We start from the raw sequence: 22,201 nt of genomic DNA, 5'->3' as shown, positions 1-22,201 counted from the left end.
ATGGAAAAAAACAAGGCGTTGGACGCCGCCATGGCGCAGATCGAACGGGCCTTCGGCAAGGGCTCCATCATGCGCATGGGGGCCAAGGGCACTGGCGAGGCGATTGATGTCATCCCCTCCGGCTCGCTCGGGCTGGATCTGGCGCTGGGGATCGGCGGGCTGCCACGCGGGCGCGTGATCGAGATTTACGGGCCGGAAAGCTCCGGCAAGACCACGCTGGCGCTGCACGCCATCGCTGAGGCGCAGAAGCGCGGCGGCACCTGCGCCTTTATTGACGCGGAACACGCGCTGGACCCCACCTATGCGCGCAAGCTGGGGGTTGATGTCGACAATCTGCTGATCTCCCAGCCCGATACCGGTGAGCAGGGGCTGGAGATCGCCGATACGCTGGTGCGCTCGGGCTCCATCGATGTTCTGGTGATCGACTCGGTGGCAGCACTGGTGCCGCGCGCCGAGCTTGAGGGGGAGATGGGCGATAGCCATGTCGGCCTGCACGCGCGCCTAATGAGCCAGGCGCTGCGCAAGATCACCGGCTCGGTCTCGCGCAGCAACACCATGCTGATCTTCCTCAACCAGATCCGCCTGAAAATCGGCGTGATGTTCGGCAACCCGGAAACGACGACGGGCGGCAACGCGCTCAAGTTCTATGCCTCAATCCGCATGGAGATCCGGCGCACCGGCTCGATCAAGGACCGCGAGGAAGTGACCGGCAACCACACCCGCGTGAAGGTTGTGAAAAACAAGCTGGCGCCGCCATTCCGGCAGGTGGAATTCGATATCATGTTCGGCGAGGGCATCAGCAAAATGGGCGAGCTGGTGGACCTGGGCGTGAAAGCCGGGGTGGTGGAGAAATCCGGTGCCTGGTTCAGCTATGACAGCACGCGAATCGGCCAGGGACGCGAGAACGCCAAACAGTTCCTCCGCGAAAACCCGAAGATGGCGGACGCCATCGAGAAAAAAATCCGCGAGCAGGCGGTGGTGATTTCGGAGGCCCTGCTCGTCGCCGATACAGGTGATGGCGAGAGCGACACCCCGGATTAAACCAGGAAAGCGGGCCCGGCCGCCAACGGCGATGCTGCTGGCAAGTCATCGGCCTTTGCAGGCATACGGCGGTGAATATTCTTTATTTTTTCTCGGCACCCGGCGTATGATGGGTACGGCAACAGGCGGAAAAACGCACACGGGCCAGAGGAAATTGAAGGAATATGTGCCATGGTCATGGCAGGACATTCGCGGCATGACAGAGACCCACTGGGGGGTTGGACCTGCTTTGCGGTAGGTGTCGGGTATATTGCCATATTTACCCTTTGCCTTGTTCTGGTGCTAAACCTCACGCACTGAGCTTTACCCACTGGGCATTACACACTGGGCATCCTGCGCGGCGTGCAGCCGTATCCGTCTAGATTCGCGTGGGCAGCCAGACGGTAAAGACCGTGCCACGGCCTTCTGTCGAGTCGATCACCAGCCGGCCGCGATGGCGGTTGATGACATGCTTGACGATGGCCAGGCCAAGCCCGGTTCCGCCCACGGCGCGCGAACGCCCTTTATCCACACGGTAGAAACGCTCGGTCAACCGGGGGATATGCTCGCGAGGTATCCCGGCGCCGTCGTCCGCTACGCTCACCAGCACGCCATTGGCGGCAAAACGCGCATCCGTGCCGGCGCGCGCCGCCACCAGTTTTATGCAGCCGCCACGTTTGCCGTATTTAATCGCATTGTCGAGCAGGTTGGTGAACACCTGAGCCAATTGGTCGGCATCGGCGGGGACGACAGGCAGGTCCGGCGGGATCGCCACTTCCAGGCGCATCTCATCTTCATGCAGCATGGGCTCCATCCCGGCGATGATGCGCTCCAGCAGCGGGCGGATATCGAGCAGCTCCTCCGGCGGCTGGTGCTCGGAAATTTCGATCCGCGAGAGGCTGAGCAGGTCGCCGATAACACGCTGCATGCGCGCCGCCTGTTCGGCCATGATGCTCAGGAAACGCTTCTGCGCCTCCGGGTCGTCGGCCGCCGGGCCGCGCAGGGTCTCGATGAAGCCGATCAGGCTGGCAAGCGGCGTGCGCAGCTCGTGGCTGGAGTTCGCGACGAAATCAGCCCGCATCTTCTCCAGCGCGCGCTCATGGGTACGGTCCGTCACCAGCACATATACCGGGCCGTTCACGGGGATCACGGTCACGTCAAGGTCGCGCGGGACCGGCACCGACAGGGTCAACCGGCTGCGCACGGGGGCGTTGGTCTGCCCGGCATCCGCCAGGGCGGTGCGCAACATGGGGTGGCGCAGCAGGGCCGCGGTCTCTGTGCCGAAGGCCGCCACCGCGCTCGCGTTACGCCAAACCGGATTGCCCGCGGTGTCCAGCTTCATCAGCGGGTCAGGCAGGCGCTCCACCAAGGCGCGGTCCTCGGTCGCGCTGGCGACCAGGCGCGCGCGAGAGAGGCGTTCGGCGTGGATCAGGCGGATCGCCTCTTGGCCGAGCAGGCGCATGCCCGGCACCAGCAAGGAGGTGTTACGCGGCATATCCTCCGGGCGGGTTTGCAGGGCGCGGACCAGCGCGGTCATCAGCATGATGTCGCGCCCCAGCAGCACGCCAAAGCCGGCCGCCACGCCCGTGCAGGCTGCCCAGGCCAGAAAGGCAGGCAGCACATGCAAAGCGCCAACAACCACAAGCAGGCCAAATGCCACGCTCGGCAAAATCGCCAGCGCCAAAAAAAACGCAAGCGCGGCCGGCCACGCCCGGTCCAGCGGCTGTGCGGACATCAATTGCCCGGCTGGCTGAGCTGCGTGGGTGCCGCGGAGGCGATGACCGGCGCGCCAGGGGCGATCTTGAACACCGCCAGCCCGCGCCGCACCTGGCCGTCCGGCTGTAAGACCAGCACACCGTCAGTGCCGATGAAGCCGGCCGGCGCGGTCAGGACCGTGCTGGTGTACCCGCCCGAGGACGCCGCCATTTTGGCCAGTGCCGCGGCATCGAAGGCGACATCCGTGATGGCCGGTGGCGCGCTACCGTATGCCGTTTGGTATTTGGCGTCGAACGCCGCCGCTGCCGCCGGGTCCGGCGCCGCGTACAGCGCGCCGAGGAATACGGATTGATGCGCCATCTGCGCAGCGAGGGTGGACCAGAACTCAGGCCCCAAATATTGCACCTGCGGCGGGTTGACATCGTAATACGGAAGGAAATTCGCCAGCTCCGCCAGGGTGTTGCCGTCCGTGGCGCCAATGAATAGGGCGTTGAAGCTGGGCGGCGGGATCTGCTGGTGCTGCAACTCGTGCGCCTTCAGCCGGCCGGCCTGCGTACCGAGATCCTGCGCGGCCTTGATCTGGTCCTCAAGCCCCTGGCCGCGATCGGCAAAGTCCGACATCTGGTTCACCGCCCGGTTCAGGCCGTTGAAATCCTGCGGGTAGAAGGTGATTTGCGGAGCCGGCTCGCTAAGGGAGGCGGTTGCGGCGCTGATGGCGCTGGCCAGGCTGTGGCCAAAATCAGAATCGGGCAGCAGTGCGGCAAGCTGCGTGCGCCCGGCATCCGCCGCGGCCTGCACCACGCGCCGCACCTGCTGGCCAGGCGTGATGCCCAGCGGCCAGATGCCTGGCTGCGCCAGCGTGGGGTCGTTGCTGAAGCTCAGCATGTTAACGCCAGCATTTTGCGCCAGCGGGGCGACGGCGCGGGTTTCCACCGCCGTCAGCGGTCCCAGGATGATGCCGTCACCCGCCGCGATGCCGGCTTGCGCGGCGGCCGCGGCGCCATCGGGCGTGCCGGCGGTATCGCGGATATCCAGGCTGGGCGCACTGCCCTGCGGGAACACCAGTTTGGCGGCGTTTTCCATAGCCTGGCCTACGGGCGCGAGCGGACCGCTGAGCGGCAGAAGCAGCAATACATTGCCGCTGGTCTTGCCTATGCTTGGCCCGGCCGCGGCAAGCGGCGTGGGCGCGGGGCCTGCGCCCAGAAAGGTGGGGCTATAGCCATATGGCGAATTCGGTGCTTGACCGGCGCAACCTAGGAGCGCCAGCGTGGCCAGGAGGGCCCCAGATGACAGCAGATGCGAACGGCGAACCGGATATTTTTGAACCAAGGACTTGCGAACCAAGGACCGAACCTCTCTCTATGGCGCCGCAACACGCGTCAGCCGCCGCTCTTGTGCTGGTTTCCACCCCGATCGGCAACCTTAAAGATTTTTCACCGCGCGCGCGCGATACCCTGGCAGGAGTTGACGCGATTCTGTGCGAGGATACCCGGACCAGCGCGGTTCTGCTACGTGCCTGGGATATCAAAACCCGGTTGATTGCGCTGCATGAGCATAACGAGGAGTCGCGGGTGCCGGGGCTGGTCGAGGCCATGCGTAACGGCGCGCGCTATGCGCTGATCTCGGATGCAGGCACGCCGCTGGTCTCCGACCCCGGCTACCGGCTGGTGCGCGCAGCAATTGAGGCGGGATTGCTCGTGGGCGGGATTCCCGGGCCGAACGCGGCGGTGCTGGCGCTCACCCTCTCGGGCCTGCCGCCGCACCCGTTTTTGTTCTCGGGGTTCATGCCGGTGAAATCCGGCGCGCGCACGGCCGCCCTCACCCGGCTGCGCAATGCCGAGGCCGCCGGGCTGAGCGCCACGCTGATTTTCTACGAGGCGCCGCACCGGCTGGCGGAATTCCTGGCCGATGCCGCGCAGATATTCGGCCCGCGCCCAGCGGCGGTGTGCCGCGAGTTATCCAAGCATTACGAGGAGGTCCGGCGCGGCCCTCTGCCGGAGTTGGCCGCACACTACCAAACCCAGGCGGCGCGCGGGGAGATCACCTTGGTGATCGGCCCGGCGCCCGATGAGCCCACCTCCGCCGAGACGCTGGACGGCGCCCTGGCGGCAGCACTGGCACAGATGAGCCTGAAGGATGCAGTGAACGCCGTGGCCGCCGCGACCGGGCTGGCAAAGAAACAGATTTATGCCCGGGCGCTGGAGATGAAGCGGGAATAGCTCTCTTAAGGGTAGAGCAACCCGGTTTGCCAGGTGCCGCCCTGGCGGATGAACACCTCACGGTCATGCAGGCGGAATTCACGGTCCTGCCAGAACTCGACGTAATCGGGGACCAGGCGCCAGCCGGACCAGTGTTCAGGACGGGGGACATCCTCGCCGGGGAAACGCGCCGCCACCTCGGCCAGCCTGGCCTCGAAAACCTCGCGCGAGGGTAACGGGCGCGATTGCGCCGAGGCCCATGCGCCCAGCTTGGAAACCCGGGGGCGCGAGGCGAAATATTCATCGGCCTCCGCCGCGCTCACCTGGGTTACCAGCCCTTCGATGCGGATTTGCCGGCGCAGGCTCTTCCAGTGGAACAAAAGCGAGACCTGAGCGTTCGCACGCATTTCATCAGCCTTGCGTGACTCCAGATTGGAATAGAACACAAAGCCCGCACGGTCCCACCCCTTCAGCAGCAACACGCGCGCCGCCGGGCGGCCAGTAGCGGAAGCCGTGGCCACGACCATCGCATTCGGGTCGTTCGGCTCGCTGGCCTCGGCCGCGGCCAGCCAGGTGCCAAATTTGGTAAACGGGTCTTGGTCCATGCAGAATCTCCAAATTTATGCGCTTGTGAAGCGCCGGATAGTGTAAGAGCCTGGGTGGGCGCCGTCGAATCGCGGTTGCGTTACAATCGCAAACAGAAATCAGCAAAATATCAGATAGTTAGCGAGCAATTTACGATTGAGGTTGACGCCAGGGTGGGTCAACCTAAAACGATCACATTGCAATGCCACCACCGGCACCGATACGAATGCCCAGACGGAGATAGCGCCCATGCCCGATACCGAGTCCCAGATTTCGCCGCCCAAGGGTACGCTCATGCAGGGCAAGCGCGGGTTGATCATGGGGGTAGCCAATAACCGCTCGATCGCCTGGGCCATCGCGCAGGCGGTGGCCGCGCAGGGGGGCGAGGTTGCCTTCACCTATCAGGGCGAGGCGCTGGAAAAGCGGGTACGCCCGCTGGCCAATTCCATCGGGACGGATTTTCTACTGCCCTGCGATGTGAGCGATGACAGCGCCATGGACATCGCCTTCGACGCTTTGGGTGAGAAATGGGGCAAGATCGACTTTCTGGTGCATGCCATCGGCTTCGCGGACAAAAACTTTCTGCGCGGGCGCTATATTGATACCCCCCGCGCCGTGTTCCAGCAGGCAATGGACATCTCCTGCTATTCCTTCGCCGCCGCCGGGCAGCGCGCCGCGGCTTTGATGAAGGATGGCGGCTCCCTGCTGACCCTCTCCTACCTGGGGGCTGAGCGCGTGGTGCCGCATTATAACGTAATGGGCGTCGCCAAGGCGGCGCTGGAGGCATCGGTGCGCTATATGGCGGCCGACCTCGGCGTGCGGCAGATCCGCGTAAACGCGATCTCGGCCGGGCCGATCAAGACGCTCGCCGCCTCGGGCATCGGCGATTTCAACTACATCATGAAATGGAACAAGTATAACGCGCCGCTGGAGCGTAATATCGAGCTGGAGGAAGTCGGCGGCGCGGGGCTGTACATGCTCTCCGACCTTTCCAAAGGTGTGACCGGCGAGGTACACCATGTGGATTGCGGCTACCATATCGTGGGCATGAAGAATCCGACCGCGCCGGACCTGGCCATCGCCAACGATTTCGGCTGAACCGTGTCGTTCAACAGTTTCGGGCAGCTTTTCCGCGTCACCACCTGGGGCGAGAGCCACGGGCCGGCGATTGGCTGCGTGGTGGACGGCTGCCCGCCGGGAATTGAACTGACAGAGGCTGATATTCAGCCGTTTCTGGACAGGCGCCGGCCGGGGCAATCACGCTTCACCACCCAGCGCCAGGAGCCGGACCAGGTGAAAATCCTCTCGGGCGTGTATGAGGGGCGCACCACCGGCACGCCGATTTCGCTGCTCATCGAGAATACCGACCAGCGTTCGAAAGATTATGCCAACATCGCGGCGCGCTACCGGCCGGGCCATGCCGATGTGGCCTATGACATGAAATACGGCCATCGTGACCCGCGCGGCGGCGGGCGGTCCTCGGCGCGCGAGACGGCGATGCGCGTGGCGGCCGGGGCCGTGGCGCGCAAGGTGCTGGGGCCTGAGGTGGTGATCCGCGGCGCGATGGTGGCGCTGGGTGCGCATGAGATCGAGCGCGCGCGCTGGAACTGGGAAACGGTGGAGGAGAACCCGTTTTTCTGCCCAGACCCGCTGGCCGCCACGCAATGGGAAGGTATTCTGGATGGCATCCGCAAGGCGGGGTCATCCATCGGCGCGGTGCTGGAGGTGGTGGCGCAGGGCGTGCCACCAGGGTTGGGCGCGCCGATTTACGGCAAGCTGGACGCTGATATCGCCGCCGCGCTCATGAGCATCAACGCCGTCAAAGGTGTGGAAATCGGCGATGGTTTTGCCGCCGCCGCATTGCGCGGCGAGGAAAACGCCGATGAGATGCGCATGGAGGGCGATAAGATCACCTTCCTCGCCAACCATGCCGGGGGTATTTTGGGCGGTATCGCCACCGGGCAGGATATTGTGGCGCGGTTCGCGGTGAAGCCGACCAGCTCGATCCTCACGCCGATGCGCAGTGTGACCGCCGCTGGAGAAAATGCTGATGTGTTCACCAAGGGGCGCCACGACCCCTGTGTCGGCATCCGCGCCGTGCCGGTGGGGGAAGCCATGGTGGCCTGCGTGCTAGCCGACCATTTGTTGCGCCACCGGGGCCAGACAGGCAGATAAACCCTGCGGCCGGTTAGGGTTTAATTGTCGTCGTCATCGTCTTCATGATAATGACGCTCACCGCCGTAATAATAGCCGGGCGGCGGATAGTAGACCGGAGGCGGCGCATAATACACCGGCGGCGGCGGCGGCGGGGGCGCATAATAAACCCGCGGCGGGGGTGGCGCATAATACACTGGCGGCGGGGCTATGCTGAAAAAAAACCCAAGCCCGCCAAGCCCATCCCTGTCGGCCTTCGCCGGATGATACAGACCGGCGCCAAATCCAATCACGGCTGTTGCGAATAAAAGCGGCTTCAGGGCCATCGCGTAAACTCCCATGAAAACAAAATCGAGAATTTCACTATCGGCGCGCAATGCGGCGTGATTCCGCCCCGACTAAGGCTGGAATATGACGCCCTACCCGCGCCTATCCGCGGACGGCGGCGACGAAGCGGCGGATCAGCTCAGGGGATTTTTCGCCAGGTGCGCTCTCCACGCCGGAGGACACATCCGCCCCAGGGGCGTTGGTCTGCGCCAACGCGGCGGCAACATTGTCAGGTGTCAGCCCGCCGGCCAGAAGCCAGAATTTCTGGGCCCGCCAAGTGGAGAGAAGATGCCAGTCCGCCAGCACGGCGTTGCCGCCAGGGCGAGTGGCGCCCGGCGGGGGCTTGGCTTCCACCACATAGCCGTCGGCCACCTCCTTCGGCACCGGAAAATCCGCCGGCGTTGCGATCCCGAGCGCGCGCCACACCGGGCGGCCAAAACGGTTACGCAGCGCGGCTATGGCCTCAGCCGGGGCATAAACCTGTAAAACATCGAGCGGGACCTGTTGCAGGATTTCATCGATTTCATCGAGCCCCGGGTTCACGAACAGGCCGACACGCCGCGGTCCGCCCGCTTGACGGGCCGCGAGCGCCGCCGCCTCGCCGGGCGTGACGTAGCGCGGCGAGCGCGGGAAGAAGACGAAACCCAGGTAATCCGCGCCGGCTTCCACCACCGCATCGAACGCGGCGGGGCTGTTGACGCCGCAGATTTTGACCTTGCGGTCTGGCGCCAGCATTTATGCCGCTTTGCGCTCTTTCAGGAACGCAAAGAACTCCACACCCTCGCGCAGGCGGCGTTTCATCATCTGCGGACTGCGCAGCATCTCGTTCAGGATGGAGAGGATTTTCGACGGCCGGAAATAGAACTTGCGGTAGATGATTTCCACCGAGTTGAAGATTTCCTGATGGCTCAGATGCGGGTAGTGCAACGGGGCGATCTGCACGCCGTGCTCATCGATCAGTTCCGCGTGCTCGATGTCGAGCCAGCCTTCCTTCACCGCCTGGTTGTAGAGGAAGGTGCCGGGGTAAGGCGCCGCCAACGAAACCTGGATGGTGTGCGGATTGATCTCCTTGGCGAATTCCACCGTCTCCTTCAGGGTTTCCTGCGTCTCGCCGGGCAGGCCGACGATGAAGGTGCCGTGAATTTTGATGCCGAGCTTGTGGCAGTCCGCGGTGAAGCGCTTGGCAACGTCGATGCGCATGCCTTTTTTGATGTTGTGGAGGATCTGCTGGTTGCCGCTCTCGTAGCCGACGAGCAGCAGGCGCAGGCCATTTTCCTTCAGTATTTTCAGGGTCTTGTACGGCACATTCGCCTTCGCGTTGCACGACCAGGTGACGCCGAGCTTGCCCAGCTCGATCGCGATGGCTTCGGCGCGGGGCAGGTCATCGGTGAAGGTGTCATCATCGAACATGAACTCCTCGACCTGCGGAAAAAGCTCCTTGGCGCGCTTGATCTCGGCGATGACGTTCGCCACCGAGCGGGTGCGGTATTTATGCCCGCCGACCGTCTGCGGCCACAGGCAGAAGGTGCAATGCGATTTGCAGCCGCGCCCGGTGTAGATGGAGACATAGGGGTGCTTGAGGTAACCGATGAAATAATCCTCGATGCGCAGATGCTTGGCATAAACCTCGGTGACGAAGGGCAGCTGGTCCATGTCGTGCAGGATCGCGCGATCCTTGTTTTTGATCAGTGCGCCGGCGGCATCGCGGTACATAATACCGTCAACCTCGGCCAGCGGCCGTCCTTCGGCGATTTCCTTGATGGTGAAATCAAACTCGTTGCCGGCGACAAAATCGATCACCTTCGCGCGGCTCAGCGATTCCTCGGGCTGCACCGCGACCTTGGCGCCGACGAAGCCGATCATGATATCCGGGTTTTCCGCCTTGAAGGCTTCGGCCACCTTCACATCGTTGCCGAAGGAGGGGGTGGAGGTATGAATGATCAGCAGGCCATGGGTTTTGGCGTGGGGGAGCACATCGGCCATGGTCAGGCGCGCGGGGGGGGCGTCGATCAGCGTGGAATCTGGCAGCAGCGCGGCAGGCTGGGCCAGCCAGGTGGGGAACCAGAAAGATTTGATCTCGCGCCGCGCCTGATAACGCGAGCCAGCACCTCCATCGAAACCATCAAAGGAGGGCGGCTGCAAAAACAAGGTCTTCAACATGGTTAATTCTTCTCTTTTCAATGCGGCAATATTTTGCCGGCGTCGGCTTGCATGATCTGGCCACGCCAGTGGACTTTGTCACCTGTAAAACTGGCAACATAAATAACAAAAGAACAAAAATCACGCACCAGGAAAAGCCACGCATCACCGGCTTTGGCAAGCCCGAGGGCGGAATCGATGGCGCGCGCGGCCGCATAGCGGACGCCCAGCACGGCCATGAGCAATATCCAGGCCCAGGCCGCCCCGCCGGAAAACACCAGGGCGAGCAGGCACCAGAACAGCGAGATCTGCAGCACCGAGGCGGCATAGGACACCGGCACCAGCGCGCGGATGGTGCGCGCCCAGCGCAGCTCGTGGCGGAACAGCACGGCAAAATCGTGCTCGGGCACGGTTGTCGCCGGGATGACCTGCGCCAGGGTGAGTTTGTAGCCGCGGGCAACCACCAGCCGGCCCAGCACCTGGTCATCGGCCAGATTATCGGCCACCGCGGCCAGCCCGCCCACCTGTGCCAGCACGGTTTTGGTGAGCGCCATGGTCACGCCCAGGCAATCCTGGCGGCCGAGCTTGCGCGCCAGCAGGGCGCCGGGCAGGAAGGTGTAGTTGATCTGGTTGGCGCCCATCAGCGTCGCCAGGTGCGGCGTGCCCGGCAGGCCGGTGTAAAGCGTGGTCACCAGCCCCACGCCGGGCTCGGCCATCGCCGCCACCACACGGTCGAGGAAATAGGGCGGGACGTGGATATCGGCGTCCGACATCACCAGCGTCTCGTACCGGGCGGCGGGATACATGTTGATAAGGTTGGAAACCTTGCGGTTAGCGCCGTGCAAAGTGTCATCCACCACCACGGCGACATCGCGATCCGGGTAGCGGGCGCGCAGCTTCTCAACAACTTCCAGCACCGGGTCAACCGGGCTCTGCACGCCGAATACCAGCTGGAATTGCGGGTATTCAATGAGAAAAAACGACTCCAGCGCCAGCTCGGTGAGCGGCTCCACCCCGCAGAGCGGCTTGAGGATGGAAACCGGCGGATAGGCGGACGGCACCGGCGCGGGTGCAGCGCAGAAGCGGCGGATCAACTCCGTGCCGATGAGCAACTGCGCCACGCCGATGAGCGCACAGAACCCGGCAATCCCGGCGAGAATGTGCAACTTACTGGCCGCTGGGGGTGAGAGTGCCACCGGAAAGCGTGGTGATCTTGGCCCGCAGCGCCGCGATCAGCCTCACGGCGTCGCCGCCACTGACCAGCGCGCTGAAATCCGACGCATGGACGGCGACCTGGCTGATGGTGCCATCCAACAGCACATCGGTGATCTGCCAGCCAGCGGGGCCGTTGGCGACGACGTAGTCAATCTCAGTCGGCGCGCTCCCGTCAGCCGGGACGATCTGGGTTTCCACGATCTTGCTCGCGCCTAGGGATTTTTCGGCGGGCAGCAGAACGAATTTGGCGCCCTCGCCCTTGAACTGGCTAACATAGCTGGCCACCGTGAACTGCTCAAAAAGCGCCCTGAGCTGCTTTTGCTGCGCGGCCGGCAGGGTGGCCCAGGAGAAGCCGACAGAATTTTGCGTGACCAGGGGCAGATTGTAGGTCTGCCTCACCACCGGGTCCAGCGCCGCATAACGCGCGGCGAAGCTCTGCCCGGCGCTGCCTGCTTTCATGGTGGCCAGCAGCGCGGCGTCCAGCGCGCTCACCGGCGCCGCCTCCGGAGGGGCGGCCGTGGCGGCCAGAGGGAATCCAAGCGCCAGAACCAGCGCGGCGCTGCGAAACAGATTTTTCATGGCGTGATAATCGCTGCTCACTGTGCCGGAATTGCGACCAGATCGTAGTGCGTCTCCGCCCCCAGCGCCGCAATCGCATGCGCCACGATGTCAGCCGTGGTCAGCCCCGCATCGATCAGCTGCGCCACCGGGGTGTTGTGATCGATCAACCTGTCAGGCAACGTCATCGGCCGGAATTTCAGCCCCGAGTCGAACACGCCGCTCCAGGCGAGGTAATGCCCGACAGCGGCGCTGAAACCGCCGGCGGCGCCGTCCTCGATGGTGATGAGAACCTCATGGTGGCGGGCAAGCTGACTTACCAGCTCGATATCCAGCGGCTTCATGAAGCGGGCGTCAGCAACCGTGGTGGGAAAGCCGCGGGCGGTCAGCTCGTCGGCGGCGCGCAGGGCGTCGGCCAAGCGCGGGCCAAGGGCGAGGATGGCGACCTTGCCGCCCTCACGCACAATACGGCCCTTGCCGATTTCCCACGGCGCGCCGCGCGCGGGCAGAGCGACGCCCAAGCCCTCGCCGCGCGGGTAGCGGAAAGCGGAGGGGCGATCGTCAATCGCGGCGGCGGTGGCGACGGCATGCATCAGCTCGGCCTCATCTGAGGGGGCCATGATGATCATGCGCGGCATCGGCCCGAGGAAGCAGAGATCATAAATACCCGCATGGGTCGCGCCGTCGGCCCCGACCATGCCGGCGCGGTCCATCGCGAAGCGCACCGGGAGCGATTGCAGCACCACATCATGCACCAGCTGGTCATAGCCACGCTGCAGGAAGGTGGAATAGATCGCGCAGAAGGGCGCCATGCCCTCGGTCGCCATGCCGGCCGCGAAGGTGACCGCGTGCTGCTCGGCGATGCCGACATCGAACATGCGGCCGGGGAATTTGGCCTCGAACTTGTCCAGCCCGGTGCCCGGCGGCATGGCGGCGGTGATGGCGACGATGTTGGGGTTGGCTTCTGCCTCGGCGATCAGCGCCTTGGCGAACACGTTGGTGTAGCTCGGCGGGCCGGGCGGGGCCTTGTTCTGCTCACCGGTGACGACGTTGAACTTGGAGACGCCGTGGTATTTGTCCGCCGCCGCCTCGGCCGGGGCATAGCCCTTGCCCTTTTGTGTGACAACATGCAGCAAAACCGGCTCGTGGCTGTCGGAATCGCGGATATTGCGGAGCACGGGGAGCAAATGCTCAAGGTTATGGCCGTCCACCGGGCCGACATAATAAAAGCCCAGCTCCTCAAACAAGGTGCCGCCGGTGAGGATGCCGCGGGCGTATTCCTCGGCGCGGCGCGCGGTGCGCTCCAGCGTGCGGGGGAAGCGCTTCGCCATTTTGGCCGCAAAGTCGCGCAGGGACATGAAGCTGCGTGAGGAAATCAGCTTGGAGAGATACGCGCTCATGGCGCCGACCGGCGGGGCGATCGACATGTCGTTATCGTTGAGGATGACGATGAGGCGGGACTTCATGGCCCCGGCGTTGTTCATCGCCTCATAGGCCATGCCGGCACTCATCGAGCCATCGCCGATGACGGCGATGACATTGCGCGGGTCTGCTTCGTGCTTCAGGTCGCGCGCCACGGCCATGCCTAGCCCGGCGGAGATGGAGGTGGAGGAATGGGCGGCGCCGAAGGGGTCGTACTCGCTCTCCGAGCGGCGGGTGAAGCCCGAGAGCCCGCCCGGCTGACGCAGGGTGCGGATACGATCGCGCCGGCCGGTGAGGATTTTATGCGGGTAGGTCTGGTGGCCGACATCCCAGATCAGCCGGTCCCGCGGGGTCTCGAACACCGCATGGATGGCGACGGTGAGTTCCACCACGCCAAGCGAGGAGCCCAGATGCCCGCCGGTGACGGAAACGGTGTCGATGGTCTCGGCGCGCAACTCATCAGCCAGCTGCTTGAGCTGTTCGGCGGAAAGGTTACGCATGTCGGAGGGGAATTTCACCCGGTCCAGAAGCGGTGTGCGCGGCGGCATCAGATCAATCCTCCGGTACGCCGCGCCAGTGTTATCCGCATTATCTTCTTTATCCTTCACTCAAACCAAATAACCAAAACCTGTGTCAGCAGAGGCACAGCGTCCGGTTCACCGTTCATTTACTGCCACATAAGCGACACGCAACCGAATTGCCAGCGCCCCTTAACCCGCTGCCAGCCCGATTTGTTCAGCCGCGGAAGAGCAGGTATGAAGGTACACCTTACACTGCTGCTTGCGGAATTGGCAGGCAATGACCTAATGCACCTATCAGAAAGATGAACAGCGTGACAGACCGGCAACAGGATTCTTAAGATGGACGGCACAACCCCTCCCAAATCGATGCGTGTGATACTGGCGCAGCCCCGGGGCTTTTGCGCCGGGGTGGAGCGCGCGATCGATATCGTGGAACGCGCGCTGGTGAAATTCGGCCCGCCGATTTATGTGCGTCATGAAATTGTGCATAACCGCCATGTGGTGGAGGACCTGCGGGCGCGCGGCGCCGTGTTCGTGGACGAGCTCGACGAGGTGCCCGATGGCGCGATGACCGTGTTTTCCGCCCACGGCGTGGCCCGGAAGGTGGAGAATGCCGCCAAAACCCGTGAACTTCCGGTGATTGACGCCACCTGCCCGCTGGTCGCCAAGGTGCATGCCGAAGGCCGCCGCTACGCCGGGCAGGGCCGCGAGATCGTGCTGATCGGCCACGCCGGACACGCCGAGGTTGAGGGCACGATCGGCCAGATCGACGGTACAGTTTACCTGGTGCAGACGGTTGAGGACGCCACGGCGCTCCAGGTAAAAACCCCCGAGAAACTCTCCTACATCACCCAGACCACGCTCTCGGTGGATGATACGCGCGGGATCATCGCTGCGCTGAAGGCGCGTTTTCCCGTCATCGTGGGGCCGGATGTACGCGATATCTGCTACGCCACCCAGAACCGCCAGGAGGCGGTGCATCACCTGGCCGAGCTGGTGGACCTGATTCTGGTGGTGGGCAGCAAGAATTCCTCCAACTCCAAGCGCCTGCAGGAGATCGGCGCCGAGCTTGGCCGGCCGAGCTACCTGATTGACGATGCGGCGCATCTGCAGGCGTCGTGGTTCGAGGGAATTCGCACCGTCGGTCTCACCGCGGGCGCCTCCGCGCCGGAAGTGCTGGTGCAAGGCGTAATCGAAGGCCTGCGGCAGTTCGGCCAGGTAAAAATCGAGCTGCTGGCCGGTACGCCGGAAGACGTGAAATTCAAATTACCGGCCGAAGTGGCCGAAGTCTAAGGACAGCAAACATGGTTCCGTTAAGTCAGGCCCTTAAAGTTGGCGCCTATGTGGTGAAGCAGCATATCACCGGCGTGAAGCGATACCCGATGGTGTTGATGCTGGAACCGCTGTTCCGCTGCAACCTGGCATGCTCCGGGTGCGGGAAGATCGATTATCCGGCGGATATTCTCAACCAGCGGATTTCTGTGGCGGATGCCATCGAGGCGGCGCGCGAGTGCCCGGCGCCGATTATCGCCATCGCCGGCGGCGAGCCGCTGCTGCACAAGGAGATGCCGCAGATCGTGGACGCCTATCTGAAAATGGGCAAATACGTGATTCTCTGCACCAACGCGCTGCTGCTGGAGAAGAAGATCGACCAGTATAAGCCGCACAAAAATTTCTGCTGGGACATTCACCTGGATGGCGACAAGCAGATGCATGATAAATCCGTCGACCAGGACGGGGTTTATGAGCGCGCTGTCGAGGCGATCCAGCTTTCCAAGGCCAAGGGCTTCCGCACCAGCATCAACTGCACGCTGTTCGAGGGCGCGGACCCGGACCGGGTCGCGGCATTCCTCGACACCGTCGCGGATATGGACATTGAGGGCGTGATGACCTCGCCGGGTTACGCCTATGAGCGCGCGCCGGACCAGGAGCACTTCCTCAACCGCACCCGCACCAAGGAGCTGTTTCGGGCCATCTTCAAGCGCGGCCTGGAGAGCAAGAAGCGCGGCAAGAAGTGGAAATTTACCCAGAGCCCGCTGTTTCTGGACTTTTTGGCCGGCAACCAGAGCTATGCCTGCACCCCCTGGGGCAACCCAACGCGCAATGTGTTCGGCTGGCAGCGCCCCTGCTACCTGCTGGGCGAAGGCTATGCCAAAACCTACAAGGAGCTGATGGAGAGCACCGACTGGGATAAATACGGCGTCGGCAATTATGAGAAATGCTCCGACTGCATGGTACATTCCGGTTTTGAGGCCACCGCGGTGATGGATTCAGTGAAAAAACCCTGGAAGCTGGCGGCGCTGGCGATCAAGGGCATGAAGCTGGACGGCGCGATGGCGCAGGATATTCCGCTGGATAAGGCGCGCAAGGCCGAGTTCGTGTTCTCCAAGCATGTGGAGACGAAAATGGCCGAAATCGACGCGAAAAAAGCCGCGCGAGTCGCAGCGGAATAAGGTTCGGGGTGGGCGATGAGGAAAGCCATCGCCCATCTGAGCGCCGCCGACCCCCTTTTAGGCGCGCATATCGGGCGGATCGGGCGGATCAAACGCGATCCGCCCCAATTTTCCGAGCCTTACCCTGCCCTGCTCTCCGCCGTGGCGCACCAGCAACTCCACGCCCGCGCCGCCGAGGCCATTCTGGGCAGGCTGAAAATGCTTAGCGGTGGCGCCCTGCCGTCCCCTGCGGCCATGCTGGCCCTGCCCGAGGAAGCCCTGCGCGGCTGCGGGTTCTCCGCCAGCAAAATGGCGGCACTGCGCGACATTGCCGCCAAGGCGGCCGATGGCACCATCCCCTCGCGCGCCCGCGCGCTGCGCCTCACTGATTCCGAACTGATCGGGCGGCTCACGGCGATTCGCGGCGTGGGGCAATGGACCGTGGAAATGCTGCTGATCTTCACCCTGCGCCGGCCGGATGTTTTGCCCGTGGATGATTTTGGCGTGCGCGAGGGTTACCGGCTGCTGCATGGGCTGGCGGCGCAACCCAAGCCAAAAGAGCTGGCACGGCTTGGCGAGTTGTGGGCGCCGTATCGCTCAACGGCCGCGCTGTATCTGTGGCGGGCGGCGGATCTAGGCAAGCCAGAGGCCAAATAAAAACGGCGCCCGAAGGCGCCGTTTTCAGTGTCAGTACTGTAAAATTAGGCGCTCTTCGCCATGATCTCGTCCGCGATGTTGCGCGGCACCGGATCGTAGTGATGGAACTGCATGGTGAAGGAGGCGCGGCCTTTGGTCATGGAGCGCAGATGCGAAATGTAGCCGAACATTTCCTTCAGCGGCACATGCGCGCGCACGATGATGGTGGAGCCCGAGGACTCCTGGTTCTGGATCATGCCGCGGCGGCGGTTCAAATCGCCCACCACGTCGCCCACATGGTCCTGCGGGGTGGTGATTTCGACATCCATAATCGGCTCGAGGATGATCGGGCTGGCTTTCTTCATGCCTTCGCGGAAGCAGGCCTTGGCGGCGATTTCGAATGCCAGGGCGCTCGAGTCAACGTCATGGTACTTGCCGTCAACCAGGGTGTACTTGAAGTCCACAGTGGGGAAGCCCGCGAGCACGCCGGTTTCAGCCTGGTTGCGGATGCCTTTTTCCACCGCCGGGATGTATTCCTTCGGCACCGTGCCGCCGACGACCTTGTTCTCGAACAGGACGCCCTCGTTACGCTCCTGCGGCTCGAAAATGATCTTGACTTCAGCGTACTGGCCCGACCCGCCGGACTGCTTCTTGTGGGTGTAGGTCTCGGTATGCGCCTTGGAAATCGTCTCACGATACGCCACCTGAGGCGCGCCGATGTTGGCATCCACGCCGTATTCGCGGCGCAGACGGTCGATGATGATTTCCAGATGCAGCTCGCCCATCCCGGAGAGAATGGTCTGGCCGGTTTCCTGGTCGGTCTTCAGGCGCAGGCTAGGGTCTTCACCCGCCAGCTTCTGCAGGCCGAGGGTCATCTTCTCGATGCCTTCCTTGGTCTTCGGCTCGACGGAAATGTCGATCACCGGAACCGGGAACGCCATGCGCTCCAGCACCACCGGGTCCTCGGCGGCGGCCAGGGTGTCACCGGTGCCGGTATCCTTCAGCCCGACGAAAGCCGCGATGTCGCCCGCGTGCACTTCCTTGATTTCCGCGCGCTTGTCAGCGTGCATCTGGAACATGCGGCCAATACGCTCGCGGTGGCCCTTGGTGGTGTTCATCACCGTGTCGGAAGACTTCAACGTGCCGGAATACACGCGCACAAAGGTCAGCGTGCCGTATTTGTCGTTGATGATCTTGAACGCGAGGCCGGAGAACGGGGCGTTCGGGTCGGCCTTGATGCGGCGCGCGTTCGGGTCGTCCTCCTGGCCTTCTTCCGGGGCAACGCGGATGCCGGGAACGTCCACCGGGCTCGGCAGATAATCAAGCACGGCATCCAGCAGCGGCTGCACGCCCTTGTTCTTGAAGGCGGTGCCGCACAGCACGGGGCGGAAGGCCCCGGTGATGGTGCCGGCCTTGATGCAGCGCTTCAGGGTCTCGATGGAGACATCGCCCTTGTCGAAATACTCTTCCATCGCCGCGGTATCGACCGAGAGCGCGGTATCCAGCAGGAGCTGGCGGTATTCCTCGGCCCGGGCCTTGAGGTTCTCGGGGATTTCCTCGTCATGGAACTTCGCGCCCAGCTCGCCGCCTTCCCAGATGATCGCCTTCATCTCGATCAGGTCGACCACGCCAAGGAAACCGTCCTCAATGCCGATGGGGAGCTGCAGGGGCAGCGCCACGATGTCCAGCTTCTCCTTCAACGTGGCGAAGGCGCGGTAAAAATCCGCGCCGGTACGGTCCAGCTTGTTGATGAAGATGATGCGTGGCACGTTGTAACGGTCCGCCAGGCGCCAGTTGGTCTCGGACTGCGGCTGCACGCCGGCCACGCCCTCGATGATGAAGATGGCGCCGTCGAGCACCCGCAAGCTGCGGTTAACTTCAATGTTGAAGTCAATATGGCCGGGGGTGTCAATGATGTTGATGCGGTGGTCTTTCCACTCGCAGGTCACGGCCGCGGAGGTGATGGTGATGCCGCGCTCACGCTCCTGGTCCATGTAATCGGTCGTGGTATTGCCGTCATGCACCTCGCCGATTTTGTGCGACACGCCGGTGTAATACAAAATCCGCTCGGTTGTGGTGGTTTTGCCGGCATCAATATGCGCGGTGATCCCGATATTGCGGATCTTGCCAAGGTCGAAATCAGCCATCAAAGCCTCCACGGGCGAGGAAAAAACAAAAGGGTACGGCGCCACTCATCGAGCAGCGCGCGCTGCCCGGCTTTTGCGGCAGCGCGGGCCGTTTGGCAACCCCGTTCCCCGCATGGCGCCTCTATATTATTAAGAGCCAGGGTTATTTTGCACCGCAGGGCGAAGGCGGGATGCTCAGGTGCGTCAACTTCGCGGTCATCACGAAGTCGCCGAAGTCGAGGCTCATATCATCGGCCACGCCATCCGCGAAATAGCGCATCTGGCTGCGGAAATCGGGGTTTTCATCATCATTTTTGCGTTCGTAGAAGGCGATGTCCACATCGGCGCTCGGCAGGGCGGCCAGCGCCGGATAGATATTGGGCATGGGGCCGTGGTGGCCCAGAATGGCGACGAAGGTGGCCTGGGCGCCGTCAGCCGTGGTGCCGTCGAACAGCGTTGGCGAGATGAATTTGGCCCCCGCGGCGCCCGCGGCCAGCAGCGCCTCGGTATGGGCCATGGGGAAGAGCGTGCCCGGCGGCATCCGCAGCGTGGTGTTGGCAGGCGTGGTGTAGGCGATGATGCCCGAGCCGTCCGCCGCGGTGTGGGTGGCCGTTCCGGCATCGTCGATCTGCTCTTTGCCGCCGTTGTCGCGCTCGCGCAGGGTGAAGGTGAGGGTTTTGCCGTCCTTGCTCTCCCAGGTGATGTAGTCCGTCACCGTCTTGGTCAACGAGCCGTCGACGCCGCGCACCAGCAGGGTCATGTGCTGGGTGGTGGCCCAGCCGGTGCAACCGTCCACCACATCGAAGCTCAACTGCCCGGTGGCGCCAGTGATGTCATGCGTGCGGACCTTGGAGAGATCAAGGGTGTAGAGCGCGTGCTGGCCCGTGAGGCCGGCGGCATGGGCCAGGCCGGGGGCGAGCAGGCAGAGGAGAGCGAGGGGAAGTTTCATGGGCGTATAATGACTTGTCCTTGAGGGGCGTCAAACACGATTGCGCCCCCTGCCCTTGCGCAGCGCCGGGTCGTAGCCGCCACCGCCCGGCCCCATCGGCACCGGGCCGCGGTTTTTGGGCGCGCGCGGCGGCGGGGGTGGCGGGGCGATGCCCAGCGCCAGCGCCTCCAGGCGCTTGATCTCGTCGCGCAGGCGGGCCGCTTCCTCGAACTCCAGGTCGCCGGCGGCCTTGCGCATGCGGGTCTCCAGCGTGGCGATGGTCGCGCCCAGGTCCTTGCCGACGAATTCATCGAGGCTGGAGTCTTTCACCGGCGAAACGGTGACATAATCCTGCTCGAAAACTGAATGGATGACCTCGCCGATGTTCTTGCGGATGCTCTGCGGGGTGATGCCGTGAGCCGCGTTCCAGGCGGTTTGTTTGGTGCGGCGGCGCGCGGTTTCCTCCAGTGCCTGTTTCAGGCTGCGGGTCATCACATCGGCATAGAGGATCACGCGGCCATCCACATTGCGCGCGGCGCGGCCGATGGTTTGCACCAGCGAGGTGACGGAGCGCAGAAAGCCTTCCTTGTCGGCATCGAGAATCGCGACCAGCATGCATTCGGGAATATCCAACCCCTCGCGCAACAGATTGATGCCGACCAGAACATCGTAGGCGCCAAGGCGGAGATCGCGGATGATCTCGATGCGCTCCAGCGTGTCGATATCCGAGTGCAGGTAGCGCACGCGCACGCCCTGCTCGGTGAGGTATTCGGTGAGGTCCTCGGCCATGCGCTTGGTCAGCGTGGTGACCAGCACGCGCCCGCCCAGGGCGGATACCTTCTTGCATTCACCGAGCAGATCATCGACCTGGTGCTCGACGGGGCGGATTTCCGTTACCGGGTCCACCAGGCCGGTGGGGCGGATGATCTGCTCGGCGAACACCCCTTGCGTGCGCTCCAGCTCCCACGGCCCCGGCGTGGCGGAGACGAACACCGACTGCGGGCGGAATTTCTCCCATTCCTCGAATTTGAGCGGGCGGTTGTCCATGCAACTGGGCAGGCGAAAGCCGTAATCGGCCAGGGTGGATTTGCGCGAGAAATCGCCTTTGAACATGCCGCCGATCTGCGGCACGGTGACATGGGATTCATCGACCACCAGCAGCGCGTTTTCCGGCAGGTATTCAAACAACGTCGGCGGCGGCTCACCTGCGTTGCGGCCCGAGAGGTAGCGCGAGTAGTTTTCAATTCCTTTGCAGGCGCCGGTGGTTTCCATCATTTCAATGTCGAACGTGGTGCGCTGTTGCAGCCGTTCGGCTTCCAGCAGCTTGCCATCCGCGACGAACTCATCCAGCCGGTCCTTCAGCTCGCGCTTGATGCGGGTGATCGCCTGGGTAAGCGTGGGGCGCGGGGTGACATAATGGCTGTTGGCATAGATGCTGATGTTCTCCAGAACCGCCGTCTGCTCGCCGGTCAGCGGGTCGAACTCCGAGATTTTCTCGATCTCATCGCCAAATAGCGTAACCCGCCAGGCGCGGTCCTCGTACTGGCTGGGGAAAATATCCACCACCTCGCCACGCAGGCGGAACGAGCCGCGCGCGAAGGCGACATCATTGCGGCGGTATTGCAGATCCACCAACGCCTTGGCCAATGTGTCACGGTCAATGCTGCCGCCGGTTTCCAGCCGCACCACCATCTTGGAGTAGGTCTCGACCGAGCCGATGCCATAAATGCAGGAAACAGACGCAACAATCACCACATCCCCGCGCTCCAGCAGCGCCTGGGTGGCGGCGTGGCGCATACGGTCGATCGTCTCATTGATGGCGGAATCTTTTTCGATATAGGTATCCGAGCGCGGGACATACGCTTCCGGCTGGTAATAATCGTAATAGGAGACGAAATACTCCACCGCGTTATCAGGGAAGAACGATTTCATCTCCGCGTATAACTGCGCCGCCAGAGTTTTGTTGGGCGCCAGCACTAAAGTCGGGCGCTGGATACGCTCGATCACCTTGGCCATGGTGAAGGTTTTGCCCGAACCGGTGACACCCAGCAGAACCTGGTCGCGCTCGCCCTGCGCAATACCGGCCACCAGCTGCGCGATGGCGGCGGGCTGGTCGCCGCTGGGCTCGAATTCGGACACCACCCGCAACGGCTTCAACGGCGCGCGGGGCGATGGCTTCTCGGGGATGAAAGTGACCGGGGCAGTGGCTGAAAAAGCGGACATG

Annotated in this window: 19 protein-coding genes; 7 read left to right on the top strand and 12 right to left on the bottom strand. The window is 63.4% G+C overall.

Annotated elements, in window-relative coordinates; genetic code table 11:
* On the top strand, nt 1-1,041 hold the full coding sequence (recA, locus tag PHE40_RS00480) for a recombinase RecA (RefSeq protein ID WP_291421742.1): 1,041 nt from the start codon (nt 1-3) through the stop codon (nt 1,039-1,041).
* Nucleotides 1,042-1,399: 358 nt separating this feature from the next.
* Here the strand turns inward: recA and PHE40_RS00475 are convergent, their stop codons facing one another.
* Nucleotides 1,400-2,755, bottom strand: a complete 1,356-nt coding sequence (locus PHE40_RS00475) for a cell wall metabolism sensor histidine kinase WalK (RefSeq protein WP_299956441.1) — start codon at nt 2,753-2,755, stop codon at nt 1,400-1,402.
* Complete coding sequence (locus PHE40_RS00470) at nt 2,755-4,065, bottom strand: penicillin-binding protein activator (RefSeq protein WP_299956438.1); 1,311 nt, start codon at nt 4,063-4,065, stop codon at nt 2,755-2,757. The genes PHE40_RS00475 and PHE40_RS00470 overlap by 1 nt, the downstream gene beginning before the upstream one ends.
* 32 nt (nt 4,066-4,097) lie before the next feature.
* Here PHE40_RS00470 and rsmI point away from each other — a divergent pair, with 32 nt between their 5' ends.
* Nucleotides 4,098-4,955, top strand: coding sequence for a 16S rRNA (cytidine(1402)-2'-O)-methyltransferase (rsmI, locus tag PHE40_RS00465; protein ID WP_299956435.1), 858 nt, complete (start codon nt 4,098-4,100; stop codon nt 4,953-4,955).
* A gap of 5 nt (nt 4,956-4,960) precedes the next feature.
* On the opposite strand, the gene pdxH is transcribed toward rsmI, so the two are convergent.
* The gene (gene pdxH / locus PHE40_RS00460; protein WP_299956430.1) at nt 4,961-5,539 is read right to left on the bottom strand and encodes a pyridoxamine 5'-phosphate oxidase; all 579 of its coding nucleotides are present in this window, start codon (nt 5,537-5,539) and stop codon (nt 4,961-4,963) included.
* Between the two features lie 229 nt (nt 5,540-5,768).
* On the opposite strand from pdxH, the gene fabI reads away from it, so the two are divergent.
* Entirely contained in the window at nt 5,769-6,617 is an 849-nt protein-coding gene (gene fabI / locus PHE40_RS00455; RefSeq protein WP_299956427.1) for an enoyl-ACP reductase FabI, read from the top strand.
* Nucleotides 6,618-6,620: 3 nt separating this feature from the next.
* Nucleotides 6,621-7,694, top strand: coding sequence for a chorismate synthase (aroC, locus tag PHE40_RS00450; RefSeq protein ID WP_299956424.1), 1,074 nt, complete (start codon nt 6,621-6,623; stop codon nt 7,692-7,694).
* Nucleotides 7,695-7,714: 20 nt separating this feature from the next.
* Here aroC and PHE40_RS00445 read toward each other — a convergent pair whose 3' ends face one another.
* Genes PHE40_RS00445 through dxs form a run of 6 tightly spaced genes read right to left on the bottom strand, consistent with a single transcriptional unit; the run spans nt 7,715 to nt 13,882 of the window.
* Nucleotides 7,715-8,050: a hypothetical protein gene (locus tag PHE40_RS00445; protein WP_299956422.1), complete on the bottom strand. Its 336-nt coding sequence runs from the start codon at nt 8,048-8,050 to the stop codon at nt 7,715-7,717.
* Between the two features lie 52 nt (nt 8,051-8,102).
* Nucleotides 8,103-8,735, bottom strand: a complete 633-nt coding sequence (locus tag PHE40_RS00440; RefSeq protein WP_299956420.1) for a phosphoribosylanthranilate isomerase — start codon at nt 8,733-8,735, stop codon at nt 8,103-8,105.
* Nucleotides 8,736-10,160, bottom strand: a complete 1,425-nt coding sequence (gene hpnJ, locus PHE40_RS00435) for a hopanoid biosynthesis associated radical SAM protein HpnJ (RefSeq protein ID WP_299956417.1) — start codon at nt 10,158-10,160, stop codon at nt 8,736-8,738.
* Nucleotides 10,161-10,177: 17 nt separating this feature from the next.
* Nucleotides 10,178-11,335, bottom strand: a complete 1,158-nt coding sequence (gene hpnI / locus PHE40_RS00430) for a bacteriohopanetetrol glucosamine biosynthesis glycosyltransferase HpnI (RefSeq protein ID WP_299956414.1) — start codon at nt 11,333-11,335, stop codon at nt 10,178-10,180.
* On the bottom strand, nt 11,307-11,933 hold the full coding sequence (locus PHE40_RS00425) for an ABC transporter substrate-binding protein (protein ID WP_299956411.1): 627 nt from the start codon (nt 11,931-11,933) through the stop codon (nt 11,307-11,309). The genes hpnI and PHE40_RS00425 overlap by 29 nt, the downstream gene beginning before the upstream one ends.
* A 17-nt stretch (nt 11,934-11,950) precedes the next feature.
* Entirely contained in the window at nt 11,951-13,882 is a 1,932-nt protein-coding gene (gene dxs / locus PHE40_RS00420; RefSeq protein ID WP_299956408.1) for a 1-deoxy-D-xylulose-5-phosphate synthase, read from the bottom strand.
* Nucleotides 13,883-14,194: 312 nt separating this feature from the next.
* Here dxs and ispH point away from each other — a divergent pair, with 312 nt between their 5' ends.
* The 3 genes from ispH to PHE40_RS00405 are packed head-to-tail and all read left to right on the top strand — an operon-like array spanning nt 14,195 to nt 16,944.
* Entirely contained in the window at nt 14,195-15,148 is a 954-nt protein-coding gene (gene ispH, locus PHE40_RS00415) for a 4-hydroxy-3-methylbut-2-enyl diphosphate reductase (protein WP_299956405.1), read from the top strand.
* Between the two features lie 11 nt (nt 15,149-15,159).
* Entirely contained in the window at nt 15,160-16,308 is a 1,149-nt protein-coding gene (gene hpnH, locus PHE40_RS00410) for an adenosyl-hopene transferase HpnH (RefSeq protein ID WP_299956402.1), read from the top strand.
* A gap of 15 nt (nt 16,309-16,323) precedes the next feature.
* On the top strand, nt 16,324-16,944 hold the full coding sequence (locus PHE40_RS00405) for a DNA-3-methyladenine glycosylase (RefSeq protein WP_299956399.1): 621 nt from the start codon (nt 16,324-16,326) through the stop codon (nt 16,942-16,944).
* A 44-nt stretch (nt 16,945-16,988) separates the two neighbouring features.
* On the opposite strand, the gene fusA is transcribed toward PHE40_RS00405, so the two are convergent.
* The 3 genes from fusA to uvrB form a co-directional block, all read right to left on the bottom strand.
* Nucleotides 16,989-19,070 carry an elongation factor G gene (fusA, locus tag PHE40_RS00400; RefSeq protein WP_299956396.1) on the bottom strand — a complete coding sequence of 694 codons (2,082 nt, stop codon included), beginning with the start codon at nt 19,068-19,070 and terminating at the stop codon, nt 16,989-16,991.
* A 142-nt stretch (nt 19,071-19,212) separates the two neighbouring features.
* The gene (locus PHE40_RS00395) at nt 19,213-19,998 is read right to left on the bottom strand and encodes an EipB family protein (RefSeq protein ID WP_299956393.1); all 786 of its coding nucleotides are present in this window, start codon (nt 19,996-19,998) and stop codon (nt 19,213-19,215) included.
* 30 nt (nt 19,999-20,028) lie between these two features.
* Complete coding sequence (gene uvrB, locus PHE40_RS00390; RefSeq protein ID WP_299956390.1) at nt 20,029-22,200, bottom strand: excinuclease ABC subunit UvrB; 2,172 nt, start codon at nt 22,198-22,200, stop codon at nt 20,029-20,031.
* Nucleotide 22,201 lies beyond the last annotated feature (1 nt).

Origin of the sequence: Acidocella sp. (assembly GCF_028687955.1) — a bacterium.
Classification (GTDB): domain Bacteria; phylum Pseudomonadota; class Alphaproteobacteria; order Acetobacterales; family Acetobacteraceae; genus Acidocella.
Note: the sequence above shows the minus strand (reverse complement) of the source record. Positions and strands in the feature narration are given on the sequence as shown.